Origin of the sequence: Aequorivita vitellina, assembly GCF_022008365.1 — a bacterium.
Classification (GTDB): domain Bacteria; phylum Bacteroidota; class Bacteroidia; order Flavobacteriales; family Flavobacteriaceae; genus Aequorivita; species Aequorivita vitellina.
Genome location: NZ_JAIRBA010000026.1, coordinates 25805 through 41257, shown reverse-complemented (window position 1 = coordinate 41257; position 15453 = coordinate 25805). Strand labels below are relative to the sequence as shown.

The 15453-nt window shown below is 38.5% G+C and carries 10 protein-coding genes; 9 read left to right on the top strand and 1 reads right to left on the bottom strand.

What is annotated here, in order from left to right:
- Positions 1-154 precede the first annotated feature (154 nt).
- Genes K8089_RS12430 through lepB form a run of 5 tightly spaced genes read left to right on the top strand, consistent with a single transcriptional unit; the run spans position 155 to position 4754 of the window.
- Complete coding sequence (locus K8089_RS12430) at positions 155-925, top strand: ParA family protein (protein ID WP_237603614.1); 771 nt, start codon at positions 155-157, stop codon at positions 923-925.
- Positions 926-1825: a ParB/RepB/Spo0J family partition protein gene (locus K8089_RS12425; RefSeq protein WP_237603613.1), complete on the top strand. Its 900-nt coding sequence runs from the start codon at positions 926-928 to the stop codon at positions 1823-1825.
- Positions 1815-2396 (top strand): DUF5683 domain-containing protein, encoded by a 582-nt coding sequence (locus K8089_RS12420; protein WP_237603612.1) that lies wholly within the window; start codon positions 1815-1817, stop codon positions 2394-2396. Before K8089_RS12425 ends, K8089_RS12420 begins: the two co-directional genes overlap by 11 nt.
- 58 nt (positions 2397-2454) lie before the next feature.
- Entirely contained in the window at positions 2455-3153 is a 699-nt protein-coding gene (gene dapB / locus K8089_RS12415; RefSeq protein ID WP_237603611.1) for a 4-hydroxy-tetrahydrodipicolinate reductase, read from the top strand.
- A gap of 47 nt (positions 3154-3200) precedes the next feature.
- The gene (gene lepB / locus K8089_RS12410) at positions 3201-4754 is read left to right on the top strand and encodes a signal peptidase I (protein ID WP_237603610.1); all 1554 of its coding nucleotides are present in this window, start codon (positions 3201-3203) and stop codon (positions 4752-4754) included.
- Between the two features lie 67 nt (positions 4755-4821).
- On the opposite strand, the gene K8089_RS12405 is transcribed toward lepB, so the two are convergent.
- A complete protein-coding gene (locus K8089_RS12405) occupies positions 4822-5940 on the bottom strand; it encodes a PQQ-dependent sugar dehydrogenase (protein WP_237603609.1) in 1119 nt (372 codons plus the stop codon).
- 336 nt (positions 5941-6276) lie between these two features.
- Here K8089_RS12405 and K8089_RS12400 point away from each other — a divergent pair, with 336 nt between their 5' ends.
- From K8089_RS12400 to K8089_RS12385, 4 genes are all read left to right on the top strand, one after another.
- Entirely contained in the window at positions 6277-11775 is a 5499-nt protein-coding gene (locus tag K8089_RS12400; protein WP_237603608.1) for a CHAT domain-containing protein, read from the top strand.
- Positions 11776-11931: 156 nt separating this feature from the next.
- The gene (locus tag K8089_RS12395) at positions 11932-12423 is read left to right on the top strand and encodes an acetyl-CoA carboxylase biotin carboxyl carrier protein subunit (RefSeq protein ID WP_237603607.1); all 492 of its coding nucleotides are present in this window, start codon (positions 11932-11934) and stop codon (positions 12421-12423) included.
- Positions 12419-13858 carry an acetyl-CoA carboxylase biotin carboxylase subunit gene (gene accC, locus K8089_RS12390; RefSeq protein ID WP_237603636.1) on the top strand — a complete coding sequence of 480 codons (1440 nt, stop codon included), beginning with the start codon at positions 12419-12421 and terminating at the stop codon, positions 13856-13858. The genes K8089_RS12395 and accC overlap by 5 nt, the downstream gene beginning before the upstream one ends.
- Positions 13859-13909: 51 nt before the next feature.
- Positions 13910-15451: an acyl-CoA carboxylase subunit beta gene (locus K8089_RS12385; protein ID WP_237603606.1), complete on the top strand. Its 1542-nt coding sequence runs from the start codon at positions 13910-13912 to the stop codon at positions 15449-15451.
- Positions 15452-15453 lie beyond the last annotated feature (2 nt).

Genomic DNA, 15453 nt, shown 5'->3' with positions numbered 1-15453 from the left:
TTTAAGCTACAGGCTGTAAAATTTAGTCAAAATAAGTATAAGCTTACAGTCCAAAGCTTACGGCTTAATGCCAATGTTCACTTCCTGTTAACAAAAATGATTTTCTATCCACATAATTAATTGTACTTTTAACTGCTAAAATCTTAGGTAATTAATGGGTAAAATAATTGCAATTGCAAACCAAAAAGGAGGTGTGGGAAAGACCACAACCTCAGTGAATTTAGCGGCCTCATTGGGCGTTTTAGAGAAGAAGGTTTTACTTATTGATGCAGATCCGCAAGCTAACGCAACGTCAGGTTTGGGTATTGATGTTGAAAATGTAGAAATTGGAACGTACCAATTGCTCGAGCACAGTGCGACGACAAAGGATGCTATTGTGTCTACCAACTCGCCAAACTTAGATTTAATTCCGTCGCATATAGATTTAGTGGCGATTGAAATTGAATTGGTAGATGTAGAAAATCGTGAATATATGCTCAAAAATGCTGTTGAAAGCTTAAAAGCAGATTACGATTATATACTTATAGATTGCGCGCCATCATTGGGCTTGTTGACTTTAAATGCATTAACAGCAGCAGATTCTGTTATAATTCCTATTCAATGTGAATATTTTGCTTTGGAAGGACTTGGGAAACTTTTAAACACTATTAAAAGTGTTCAAAAAATACACAATGTAAACCTCGATATTGAAGGTTTATTACTCACAATGTACGACCAACGTTTACGGCTTTCAAACCAAGTGGTAGATGAGGTGAAAAAGCATTTTGACGAAATGGTTTTTGAAACAATCATTCAGCGTAATGTACGTTTAAGTGAAGCGCCCAGTTATGGCGAAAGCATTATTAGTTACGATGCTTCAAGCAAAGGAGCCGATAATTATTTAAGTTTGGCGCACGAATTAATTAAGAAAAACGAAAAAGAATAAATGGCGAAAGCGACCAAAAAACAAGCATTAGGCCGCGGACTTTCAGCACTGTTGAAAGATCCTTCTAATGATATAAAATCTGTTGCAGACAAAAATGCCGACAAAGTTGTGGGCAGTATCGTGGAGCTTGAATTGGGTAGTATTGAAGTTAACCCCTTCCAGCCGCGAACTAGTTTTAATGAAGATTCACTGCGCGAGTTGGCTTCTTCTATTAAAGAATTGGGCGTAATTCAGCCCATTACAGTTCGCAAATTAGATTTCGATAAATACCAACTTGTAAGTGGTGAACGCCGTTTTCGCGCTTCAAAATTGGTTGGATTAGAAACTATTCCGGCTTACATTCGCATTGCAAATGATCAAGAATCTCTGGAAATGGCTTTGGTTGAAAACATCCAAAGACAAGATTTAGACCCTATTGAAATCGCCCTTTCCTATCAAAGATTAATTGAAGAAATAAGCGTTACGCAAGAAGAACTGAGTGATAGAGTAGGGAAGAACCGCTCTACAATTGCCAACTATTTGCGTTTACTGAAATTAGACCCAATTATTCAAACCGGCATGCGCGATGGTTTTATTAGTATGGGTCACGGGCGTGCATTAATTAATATTGACAATTTAAGCGATCAATTAGATATTTACGAAAAGATTTTAAGTCAGAATCTTTCTGTTCGCGATACGGAAGCTTTAGTCCGAAATTTTAAAAACCCCGATCAAAAGTCGGCGCCACAAAAGAAAATCGCACCGCCTTTCGCTAAAAGAGCAAAGAAAGAATTGACAGATCTCTTTGAAACTTCAGTTGAAGTAAAAGTTTCAAAATCTGGTAAAGGGCAGCTTGTAGTTCCTTTTAAAAATCAAGATGACTTCGAACGTATTTTGAAGCTAATCAAAAGTGAGAAATAACTTCCTAAATATTCTTCTATTTCTCTTCGCCACTTCCCTGTTTGCGCAGACTTCTGATACTTTAACAGTTAAAAAAGAAGAAAAGGTAATCGTGGTAAATGACTCTATTCTGCCAAAAAACGAATACCAGCCACTAGCTCCGGCTAAGGCTGCATTTTACTCTGCGGTGCTACCCGGACTGGGACAAGCTTACAATAAAAAATATTGGAAAATACCAATTATTTATGCTGGAATGGCCGCTGGAATTTACTTTTACAAACAACAAGATGACGATTATAACCGGTTTAGAGATGCGTATAAAAGAAGGCTGGCTGGATATACCGATGACGAATTTCAAGGAATTTCAGACGATAGATTAATAAACGCTCAAAAATCTGCACAAAAAAATAAAGGACTTAGTGTAATCGTTACTGTTGCCTTTTATTTGTTAAATGTTGTGGATGCTAACGTAGATGCGCATTTAAAGCAATACGAAGTAAGTGAAGATTTATCGCTGCAACCTAACTTTAATTTCAACGAATTTAACGCCAAGCCGCAATATGGAATGTCGTTGACATATCGGTTTAAGTAGTTAGAGGAAAGAGGAAAGAGGAAAGAATAAAGAGTACAGAATAAAGAAGAAGAAACACATGAAAATTGCACTTCTCGGATACGGTAAAATGGGTAAAGTGATTGAAAAATTGGCTTTAGACAGAGGTCATACAATAGTATTTAAAAGTACGGCAGACACTTCCGAAGGAAACTTTGAAGCTGCCGATGTTGCCATTGAATTTTCTGCGCCAGAAGCTGCGGTGGATAATATTTCAAAAGCTTTAAAAGCTGAAATTCCTGTAGTTTCCGGGACTACCGGTTGGCTAAATAAATATGATGAAATGGTAAAGTTATGTGAAAACCGTAACGGAAGCTTCATTACAGCGTCAAACTTCAGCGTGGGGGTTAATCTATTTTTTAGTATTAATGAATACGCAGCAAAGTTGATGGCGCCTTGGAAAGAGTACGATGTTTCAGTTGAAGAAATTCATCATACTGAAAAGAAAGATGCCCCAAGCGGCACGGCAATTTCAATAGCTGAAAGCATTTTAAAACATAGCGAAAAGCAGGATTGGAAGTTGAATTCTTCAGAAGAAAACAACCTGAAAATTACCGCTAAACGCGAAGAAGATGTAAAGGGAACGCATACCGTTTCTTACATTTCTTCCATAGATACTATTTCTTTAGAACACGTGGCGCACAGTCGCGAAGGTTTTGCGAAAGGTGCTATCTTGGCTGCAGAATTTTTAAAGGATAAAAATGGTGTTTTTACAATGAAAGACGTCTTGGGAATATAAACTTAGCATACATAAAGAATAAATATTAGTAATAGAAAATTAAGGAAATGAGTTGGACAGAATGGTTTATATTTTTTTTGATAGTTCAGGTAATCCATTTTGCCGGAACGTGGAAGTTGTATCAAGCAGCTGGTAGAAAAGCTTGGGAAGCAGCAGTACCCGTGTACAACGCGGTAGTTTTAATGAAAATTATTAACCGTCCGTGGTGGTGGACGATTCTACTGTTTATTCCTATTGTAAATTTAATTATGTTTCCAGTAGTCTGGGTAGAAACCCTTCGAAGCTTCGGCCGTAATTCTACTACAGACACGACTTTGGTTTTATTAACCTTGGGATTGTACCTATATTATATAAACTATACGCAAGACCTTGTTCATATAAAAGATAGAAGCTTAAAACCCCGCACATCGACCGGCGAATGGGTGAGTTCAATTTTGTTTGCTGTAGTTGCTGCAACTATTGTGCATACCTATGTAATGCAACCGTTTACCATCCCAACTTCTTCCTTAGAAAAAACTTTGTTAGTAGGCGATTTTCTTTTTGTAAGTAAGTTTCACTACGGAGCGCGTACGCCAATGACGCCAATTGCCTTCCCGATGGTGCACGATACTATTCCGGTAGTTCGTACTAAATCATATCTCTCGGAGCCCCAGATTCCGTACTTCAGACTTCCGGGTTTCCAAGATATAAAACGCAACGATATTGTTGTATTTAATTGGCCTGTTGATACGGTAAGAATGTTTTTTGACAAATCTGGGAAGTATTATAAAAAACCGATAGATAAAAAATCGAACTATGTTAAGCGTTGTGTTGGGCTTCCAGGCGATTCTTTAGAAGTTCGCGATGGTTATGTTTTTATAAACGGAAAGAAAAATGATTTGCCAGATAGAGCCAAGATTCAATTTGCATATCAAGTGAGTACAAACGGGCAGCTCAATCCAGAAATGCTACACAATCGTTATAATATTACAGATCGTTATGGGTATCAAAATGGTACGTATGGGTTTTCGGCTATTTCGGAAGAATCCTTAAATATGCTTAAAAACAATCCGAGTGTAGTTGATGTTAGGCGAATTAGGGGTGAAAAAGGTGAATGGGACCAACGTATTTTCCCCAATAATCGCAACTATCCATGGAATAATGATTTTTTTGGTCCTTTATATATTCCGAAGAAAGGCGCCACAGTTGCCATTACCCCAGAAACATTGCCATTGTACAAACGTATTATTGAAGTTTACGAAGGTAGTGAACAAGGGGTTGACAATACAATTACCCAATCTGGAACCGAAATATTATTAAACGGAAAACCGCTTACCCAATACACTTTTAAAATGGACTACTATTGGATGATGGGTGACAACCGAAACAATAGTGAAGACGCCCGAACCTGGGGGTTTGTTCCGTTTAATCACGTGGTTGGAAAACCCGTATTTGTATGGATGAGTTGGGATAGTTTAAATAAAAAAGTGCGTTGGGATCGATTGTTCACTACCGTTGGGGGTAGCGGAAAACCCGTTTCATATTTAATGTATTTTGTAATTGTAGTTATTGGTTGGTTCGCTTTTGATTTTTATAGGAAGCGAAAAAAAGGAACTAAATAACAGCACCTCGGTCTGTTTGAGCGCAGTCTAAAACTACATAAGTTTTACTGCGCTCAAAACACCACCGTTATTCGGGAATTAATCTGAAAATTCCTTGTCCTTCAACGGCAATATATATTAATCCGTCAGGTCCCATTTTTACATTGCGCACGCGCCCGATGTCTTGGGCAATTTTTTCACGATTTGTTACTTTTTTGCCGTCTAACGTAAGTAATTCAACATAGGCAAACTTTAAAGAACCAACCAATAGCTTTCCTTTCCATTGCGGGTATTTATCGCTAGTAACAAAGTCCATTCCGCAGGGTGCAATTGAGGGTACCCAGTAGTAAATAGGTGGCTCTATTCCCGGTCTTGTTTTTTCATCTGTAATTTTAGTGCCGCTGTAATTTACACCATAGGTAACTTCCATCCATCCGTAATTGGCGCCCTTTTTAACGATGTTTATTTCATCCCCACCTTTTGGACCGTGTTCGTGCATCCAGATTTTTCCTGTTTCGGGATGTTTTGCCATTCCTTGTGGATTGCGATTTCCGTAGGTGAAAATCGCCTTTTTTGCATTAGGTTCGTTGTAAAATGGATTGTCCTCAGGGATGCTTCCGTCATCATTTAATCGGTATATTTTTCCCCCATCGCGAGTTATATCTTGCGGGTTTACTTCGCGTGCGCCACGTTCGCCTATTGAAAAGTAAACATAACCCTCATCGTCAAACTCTATGCGCGACCCAAAATGTTGACCAGCAGTTGTGTTGGGACCGGCTTTATACAATGTTTCAATATTTGTAAGCGAATTGGCTGTTAATTTGCAACGCATCAAAGCCGTGTGACCACCTTTTTCCGGCCCCTCTTTTGAAGCGTAGGTAATATAAATCCACCCGTTTTCATTATAATTAGGATGTAATGTAATATCGAGCAAGCCGCCCTGCCCACTGTTGTAAACTTCAGGCACATTTGCTATTTCGGTTTTTTCGCCATTTTTAAAGTGAATTAAACGTCCGTCTTTCTCGGTAATAAGCATACTTCCATCTGGGAGCCACGTCATTCCCCAAGGTATTGTAAGGTCTTTAACTACAGCTTCAATTTTATACGATTGTGGCTCGGTTTGTAAAGCCACATCATTTTTTTTCTTTTGTTGTGCACAGGAGGCAAAAACGATGAATGCCGTTGCGAATAAAATATACTTTTTCATAAATAATTTGTTTTCAAAAAGATAGTGAAATTTTACTAAAAATATCTAAGCCTCTTCTCGATTTTTAAAATTAGATAGATTTTCTATTCATTAAAAAGTGAAATAGCGAAATTTTTTTCTCAGATTGAAAAATTATCGTAACTTTTTAATCTCCTCACTTAATACTCACTTTAGGCTTTAATGTGCTAGTAAACAGCTTAATAGCGAGCGCTTGCTTAGTTTAATAATCGCTTGCAGAAGCTGTATTTTACTGCATTTGAGTGTAATAAGCAAAAATGCAGGTTTTTTACAAGCGAGAAACGCGCAAAATTTGAAAACAACCAAACAACCGATAATATGGAACCACTTAAAAAACTTGTAGTTTATGGAAATAAGGAAACCGACGAAGAAGGCGCCATTGTATACAATTTACAAACTAGTAATAGAGATGTTTCCAATGAGCACGAAATACATTTAGAAGCAAACGATAAACTGTTGCAGTTAGTGCTTGACGATGGCACATCCTGGATGTGCGATGCAGCAACCATGCACGAAGTTTTTCCCGAGCTCGACCCAGCATTAAAACCGCCCGGTAGCCGCGATATTCAAACTGATGTTTTTGTACTTCCAAATTCAGTTGAAGCTCCTGCAACCGAAAGAGGTATAATAGGTAAAATTGCTTTAAAGCTGTTAAAAGTATTTGCTAAAAAAACAGTTGGTAAGGGAGTGGTAGCACTTGCTGAAAAACTGGAAAACCAACATCTGCAAAACGAAATAGACACTACCATTCTTCCAAAAAAGTACCTAGAAAAAGGAGCTGCCTTATTTACAATAAATAAAGAATTTAAATTTGGCGTCTTTGATGGGAAACCTTCCAATCGTCCCTTCTTTCTATTTATTCACGGAACAAATTCAGATACTTTTGGCGCGTTTCAAGATTTAAAGGGAACGCCCACTTGGGATACTTTACATGAGTTATACGGTGAAAACGTACTCGCCTTTCAGCATAGAACCCTTACTGAAAGTCCCTTGTTAAATGCGGTGAAGCTTGCCAAAATGCTTCCCGATAATTCGGTTGTACACCTGCTTACACATTCGCGAGGTGGAATTGTAGGCGATATTTTAAATAAATATAGCAGTAATAACGAGGCGTCTGCAATAGGATTCAACAATACTCATATCTCACTGCTTGAACAGGAGGAAGATAGAGAGGACGATATAAAGAACATTGAAGCTCTAAATAAAATTTTTAAAGACAAAAAAATTACAGTTGCCAAATTTATTCGAGTAGGTTGTCCGGCTGCCGGTACCAAACTTGCTTCAAAGAGATTAGACCATATTTTAAACGTATTTTTAAATTTAGTAAATATTGTAGGCGGCGTATTTGGTGATATTTTAAAAGAATTACTCTCCGCTGCGGTTGAAAGCAAAGACGATGTAAATGTGCTTCCCGGTTTAGAAGCCCAACGACCCGAATCGCCATTTATTAAAATTTTAAACGACCCTTCTTCCGAAAATGCGATTAACGGAAAACCATTGGCTGTTATTTCGGGAAATGGGCGGGTGAGTTTTTCGGGGCAAGGACTTTTTGTAATTCTCGGAAAACTTTTTTACTGGCAACGTAACGATTTAGTTGTAAATACAGACTCTATGTATTTAGGAGTGAAACGTGCCAATAATATTCAGTATTTCTTTGATCAAGGTGCCGATGTAAACCACGTAAAATATTTCGAAAATGAAAAAACCCGAGAGGCAATTGCACTCGCTTTAAAAACCGCCGACGGACAGTTAATCCCCGGTTTTAAAAGCATTCCCCAGTATCAAATCCCCGGCAGCGATAGAGCGCTCATTGAATCTGGCGAGTTGTATCCATCTCCCACGCCGCCTTCAGGCACCAAGCCTATAGTTGTGCTACTACCGGGTATCATGGGTTCCAATTTAACACAAAAAGATAAGGAAATTTGGCTTCATTACGGCCGCATACTTAGCGGAGGCTTGTTAAACCTTGGATATTCTAATGTGAATAAAATTATAGCAGATTCTGTTGTAAAAACTTCGTATTACAAATTGTACAAATGGTTATCTGGTAAATACGATGTGGTTGTGTATCCGTTTGATTGGAGAAAACCACTTCCCGAATGTGCAAGCGAATTTAATACCAAAATTAAAAGCTTGATGAAAATTGAGCAACCCATAAAAATTATTGGTCATTCTATGGGAGGTGTTTTGGTGCGCGATTTTATTATTAATCACGATGAAACTTGGCAGGAGCTAAAAGCGACTAAAGGTTTTAGAATGTTATACTTGGGCTCTCCCTTGGGCGGTTCTTTTAGAATTCCCTCGGTTTTATTTGGGGAAGATCCTATTATTAAAAAATTAAGCAAATTAGATTTATTTCATTCTAAAAAAAGATTGCTTAAAATGTTTTCTAAATTTCCCGGAATCTTAGCTTTATTGCCACTTACAACCGATCCGAAAAACGATTTTGCAAATATGCAAACGTGGAAAGATATGCGCAAATATTTCGGAAAATCGAGTTGGCCACTTCCCTCGCAAGCAGATCTCAATTATTTTAAAAATTACCGAGATACTATATTAAGTAAGAAAGATGAAATAGATTATACCAATATGGTGTATATAGCCGGAAAGGATAAAATGACGCCGTGTGGTTATTATTTAGATAAAATTCCACCCAAAAAACAACTGTATTTTCTCTACACCAGCGAAGGCGACCAAAGTGTAACTTGGGCATCTGGTATTCCCAAACAACTTGCCGATGCCAATGCCGTTTATTACGCTCGCGTTACACATGGTGCTCTAGCAAACGACCCCGACCTCTTTAACGCAATAGAAGAAATACTTGCTACCGGACAAACCAATTTGCTCCGCAATACAAAACCGCTGCTTCGAGGCGAAGAAAAAATATTTAGAGCCGAACCGGATGTAGATTTTGATCTTTCTGAAGGCGGATTAGAAAGAACGATTTTAGGGCTTGAAAAAGAAACCGAAACAGTTGGCAGCCAAATTCCTGTAACAGTTAAGGTAAGCAACGGCGATTTACGATATGCGTCGTATCCAATAATCGCGGGACATTTTTTAAATGATGGAGTGCTATATGCCGAACGTTCTATAGACAATTATTTAGAAGGAAATTTAACTTCAAAACATAGACTGGGACTTTACCCCGGCGAAATTGGAACCAATGCAATCTTTGGAAAACCTAAGAATAGTGATTTTGAAGGCGCAATAATCGTTGGTCTTGGCGAGCCCGATCAACTTACCTCATTTCAACTTTCAAAATCGATAGAGCAAGGCGTACTCAATTATTTATTAAGCCTTCGTGGAACTGCCATACCTAAAAAAGGCATTGGTATTTCTTCCTTAATTATCGCAACTGGCTACGGTGGCCTTACAGTTGAAGGATCTCTAAAAGCCATTATAGATGGCGTAAATCGTGCAAACGAAAAGGTTAAAATGCTGGGTGACGAAGGTTATAGAACCGTGCAGTATATAGAAATAGTAGAGCTCTATGCCAGTAAAGCGCTTAATTGTATGTACGTGCTTAATAAAATAGCAAATAAAGAAAATACAACTTACAATATTATTCTCGGTAGCAAACGCATTAAAAACTTACTAGGAATAAAAAAGAGAACCCCCCTAGACAATGCCGAAGGTTGGTGGAATCGTATTACAATTAAACACAAAGAAGCCAACGAACAAACGGGAGAACCTGCCAGCATGGTTTTTGGATCTTCTACCAATGATTCTCGCGAAGAAGAAAATGAACTTTACAGCAGCACCCCTTTAATTGATTTGTTTATTTCTGAAGTTTCAAGCAGCAATCAATGGTCTTCCTGTACCGCAAAAACACTTTTCGAACTATTAATTCCGAATAACTTAAAAGAAAAATTAAAACGTAAAGGTAATATTTCTTGGATACTCGATTCCAAAACGGCATCCTACCCGTGGGAATTACTGCAGGACAATACTACAAATGCCAAACCCCTTTGTATAAATGCCGGTATGATTCGCCAACTATCCACAAAAGATTACCGAATAAATATAAAACGTGTTGCCGAAAAAGGCGCATTAATAATTGCCGATCCAGTTTTAGACGGCTATATATCGCAGTTGCCGGGTGCAAAAGAAGAAGGAATGATGGTGAAGGAAACCTTAGAAAACGTGGGTTATCCAACTACACATCTTATAGGAACGGGAGCAGAAAGTATAGTTAAAAATTTCTTCTGCAACGATTATTCAATAATACACTTGGCGGGCCACGGAGTATTTAATCCAAAATCGCCAAAAAAATCTGGAATGGTTATCGGGAAGGAGATATTTCTTACCGTATTTGAAATAGAGCAAATGCCAGTAGTCCCTGAACTCGTTTTTGTAAACTGCTGTCATTTGGGTTATAGCAATGCCACAGACGAACGGTTTTATCGCGATAGGTATAAGTTGGCTGCAAATATTGGCACGCAGTTAATTAGCATAGGGGTTAAAGCTGTTATTGCTGCGGGATGGGCCGTTAATGACGCCGCGGCATTAGATTTTGCACAAGTGTTTTACAACAGTATGTTTGGCGGTGACAATTTTGGCGATGCCGTAAAAAATGCGCGAAATTATATTTATGAGAAACATCCCGAAAACAATACGTGGGGCGCATACCAGTGCTACGGAGACCCATTTTTTAAACTAAAAGGTATTTCAGGCGGAAAGGGTTCCTGGTCGCCAAGCTATATAGTTCCGCAGGAAGCAGAGATAGATTTAGAAAATTTACTCAACCAATTACAAATGGCTACAAGCGCAAACAACGACCATTTAGCAGATTTAAAAACAATAATGACAGCTGTAGATAGAGATGTATCTCGAACCCCGCAAATAGTTGAAAGAGTGGCCAAAATTTATCAAGAATTAGCAATGTATGTAGAAGCCACCGGGAAGTTTGAAGAACTTTTAAAAATGGAACACGCAGATTTTTCCTTCTCGTGTATGGAGAAGTATTGTAACACACGTTCAAAACTTTACATCAGAGAAATTTTTGAAACCGAAGCTGTAGCAGCAGGTTCTTTAGAAGAAAACTACAACAAAACCGAACGGGTTATTAGCGATCTAGAGGTATTGCTTTTTGCGGGAGAAACTGCCGAACGTCACAATCTTTTAGGGAGTGCATTTAAGCGGTTGGCCATGCTCGCACCAAATGCTAAAAAACGAACCAGTGCCTATAAATCAGCAATTTCACATTATGAAAGAGCGTATAAAAATAACTTTAACACTAATAAAATATACTCCTTGGTAAATTCCATTGAAATAGGTTGTTTGTTAGTTTTTAGTGAAGCTATAAAAGAGGGCGGAGAATTTACAGTTGATAAGAATAAATACCAATTGCGAAGTTTTTCCGAAGCCAAACAAACGCTTTTAAACCTAAAGGAAAAATTAGTAGAAAAATCGCAAGACAACGACCTAAATTACTGGGATTTAATAGCTTTATTAAATATAAATTTATGTCTGCTATTTTTAATTGAAGACGATAAAATTGAAACAAAATGGGCTGAGGTTACGCAAAGCTTCAATAAAATATGGAGAAAGGCAGGCTCCGTGGCTAATAAAGTAGCAGAGTTGGAACATCTCGATTTTTTAACTCGGTCATTAAATGCAGCCGCTGGTGTTGAAGGTGAAAGCTATAAACCCAATAAAGATTTAGAAACGCGAATAAATGAGTTAAAAACTGCCTTGCATACCATTCAAAAAAAAATAAAAACTAGAAATGTCGCCGATAAAAAATCTAATGCAAAAGCAAAGAATAATATAAAAACCAAACCAAAACCGAAAAACGAATCGAAACCTAAAAAATAAGGTAAATAGCAATTACTATAAAACCGAAGGTGTTTAAAAATAAATTCTGCCGTTGTAAATACGGTGAAATATACTTTTTAAACATCTTTTGTATTTATAAAACATCCTATTGGCATAATCTTTCTACAAATATTACCTTTAGCAAAATTTCTATTTATGAACGAAAAATTTAAAGCAACTGTAAATGAAAACTTTGAGTTTTCGTTGAGTTCAGACGACTTGAAAAAGTTGGATGTAATTTCTGCTAATAAAGAATCTAATATTATCTACAATAATAAATCGGTTGCCGTGGAAACACTTGAAACCGATTTCAATAAAAGAAACTACACCTTATCAATTAATGGCAATCGGTACCAAGTTACAATTGAAAACCAACTTGATGCCTTAATTTCGAAAATGGGTCTTTCGCTGGGTAACGCCTCGGTTGAAGACGAAATTAACGCACCTATGCCGGGCCTGATTTTAGAAGTAAATGTTTCGGTTGGCGACACTGTTTCAAAGGGCGATTATGTTTGTGTTTTAGAAGCAATGAAAATGGAGAATACCTTAACCGCGCCGCGCGATGGCGTAATTAAAGCGGTTAATATTACTAAAGGCGAAACCGTTGAAAAAGGAATGTTGTTAATAGAATTAGAGAAAAATGATTAAAAAAATACTAGTTGCCAACCGTGGCGAAATAGCTTTGCGAATAATGAAAACCGCCCAAAACATGGGGATTAAAACGGTTGCAGTTTTTTCAGAAGCAGATAGAAATGCACCGCACGTAAAATTTGCAGACCAAGCCATTTGTATTGGCCCGCCACCTTCCAACGAATCGTATTTGTTGGGCGATAAAATTATACAAGTAGCCAAAGAATTAAACGTTGACGCCATACATCCCGGCTACGGATTTTTAAGTGAAAATGCTGAATTTGCCGAAAACGTTGAAAAAAGTGGAATAATTTTTATAGGCCCCAAATCGCACGCAATCCGTATTATGGGGAGCAAACTCGCAGCCAAAGATGCGGTGAAAGCATACAATATCCCGATGGTTCCAGGAACAGATGAAGCTATTACAGATGTAAATGCAGCAATGGAAATTGCCGAAGAAATTGGTTTCCCAATTCTTATAAAAGCTTCTGCTGGCGGCGGTGGAAAAGGAATGCGAATTGTAGAAAATGCGAAAGAATTTGAAGACCAAATGAAACGCGCTATCAGCGAAGCCGAAAACGCATTCGGCGATGGTTCTGTTTTTATTGAAAAATTTGTAACCTCCCCACACCATATTGAAATTCAAGTGTTAGCCGATAATTTTGGAAACACAGTTCATCTTTTTGAACGCGATTGCAGTATTCAGCGTCGTCACCAAAAAGTTGTTGAAGAAGCGCCATCTGCCGTTTTATCTCCAGAATTACGTCAAACAATGGGCGAAGCAGCTATAAAAGTTGCCAAAGCTTGTAATTATATAGGTGCCGGGACAGTTGAATTTCTATTAGACGATAAGTACAATTTCTACTTTTTAGAAATGAACACCCGCCTCCAAGTGGAACACCCCGTAACCGAATTAATAACCGGTTTAGATTTGGTTGAGCAGCAAATAAATATTGCTAATAACGAAAAACTTTCCTTTGCACAAGAAGATTTAAAAATTACGGGTCACGCTTTTGAAGTTCGTGTTTACGCCGAAGACCCGCTAAATAATTTTATGCCAAGCGTCGGGAAACTTGAAGTTTATCGTCCGCCGAGCGGAAAAAACATTCGCGTTGATGACGGCTTTGCCGAGGGTATGCAAGTACCCATTCAATACGACCCCATGCTGTCCAAACTTATCACCTACGGAAAAACCAGAAATGAAGCGATGCAAACAATGCTAAAAGCCATTTCAGAATACGATGTTGAAGGTGTGAGTACAACATTATCTTTCGGAAAATTTGTCTTTGAACACAATGCTTTCCGCAGTGGAAATTTCGACACTAATTTTGTGAAGAAATACTATTCCGAAGAAAAGTTAAAAGCTGTAAATGAAGAAGAGGCAAAAATAGCAGCGCTTTTCGCATTGCAACAATATTTAAAAGATTCAGAAAAACTTCGACTACCGAAATAGCAAACTAAACCCCAATGCACTTTGAGCCTTTGGGGTTTTAATGGAATTACTATGACCCACAATAATAAAAAACTACAAGAAATAATTGCCGAAGCCAAAATGGGCGGCGGAGAAAAACGTATTGCCAAACAACACGAAAAGAAAAAACTCACCGCTCGCGAGCGAGTGGAATATCTTCTCGATGAAGGCTCTTTTGAAGAAATGGGCATACTTGTTACCCACAGAACTACCGATTTCGATATGCAAAAGGAAGTGTATTACGGCGATGGTGTTGTAACGGGCTACGGCACAATCAACAGTCGATTAGTTTATGTTTTTGCGCAAGATTTCACGGTTTTTGGAGGCGCACTTTCCGAAACCCATGCCGAGAAAATTTGTAAAATTATGGACCACGCAGTGAGCGTTGGTGCACCTGTAATTGGCTTAAACGATTCCGGTGGCGCGCGAATTCAGGAAGGTGTTCGTTCCTTGGGCGGATACGCCGATATTTTTTACAGAAACGTACAGGCTTCGGGCGTAATTCCGCAGATTTCAGCTATAATGGGACCTTGCGCTGGTGGCGCGGTTTATTCGCCGGCAATGACCGATTTTACAATGATGGTGCAAGACAGTAGCTATATGTTTGTTACCGGACCAAATGTGGTGAAAACCGTTACCAATGAAAATGTAACTTCAGAAGAATTAGGTGGCGCCCGTACTCACGCCACAAAAAGCGGAGTAACACATTTTACTGCGGCCAATGACATTGTGTGCTTGGAACAGATTAAAACCTTGCTGAGCTATCTGCCGCAAAACAATAAAACTGAGCCTGAAAAACTACCGTTTAAAGCGGCCGAAGAATATCGCGATGAATTGGAATCTATCGTTCCAGATTCGTCGAATAAACCTTACGATATGCACGAGATTATTAAAGGAATTATCGATGCCGATTCTTTCTTTGAAGTGCATAAAGATTACGCAGATAATATTATAGTAGGTTTCGCCAGATTAGGTGGACGAAGCATAGGTATTGTTGCAAACCAACCCATGAGTTTGGCGGGCGTTTTGGATGTTGATAGTTCTAAAAAGGGAGCGCGCTTTACCCGTTTCTGCGACTGCTTTAATATTCCGCTTTTGGTTTTGGTTGATGTTCCGGGCTTTCTTCCGGGAACCGATCAAGAATGGAACGGAATTATTTTAAATGGCGCCAAATTACTTTACGCTTTAAGTGAAGCAACTGTGCCGCGAGTTACTGTAATTACCCGAAAAGCCTACGGTGGTGCTTACGATGTAATGAATAGCAAACACATAGGAGCCGATATGAATTACGCTTGGCCAACTGCCGAAATTGCTGTAATGGGAGCGAAAGGAGCAAGTGAAATTATCTTTAGAAAGGAAATTGCAGCTGCCGAAAACCCAGCCTTGAAACTATCGGAAAAGGAGGCTGAGTACGCCGAAAAATTTGCAAATCCGTTTAAAGCTGCGCAACGCGGATTTATAGATGAAGTAATTCAGCCACGCGAAACACGAAGAAAATTGCTGAAAACTTTCGCAATGTTAGAGACTAAAGAAGTTGTTCGACCCAAAAGAAAACACGGGAATATTCCGTTGTAAAT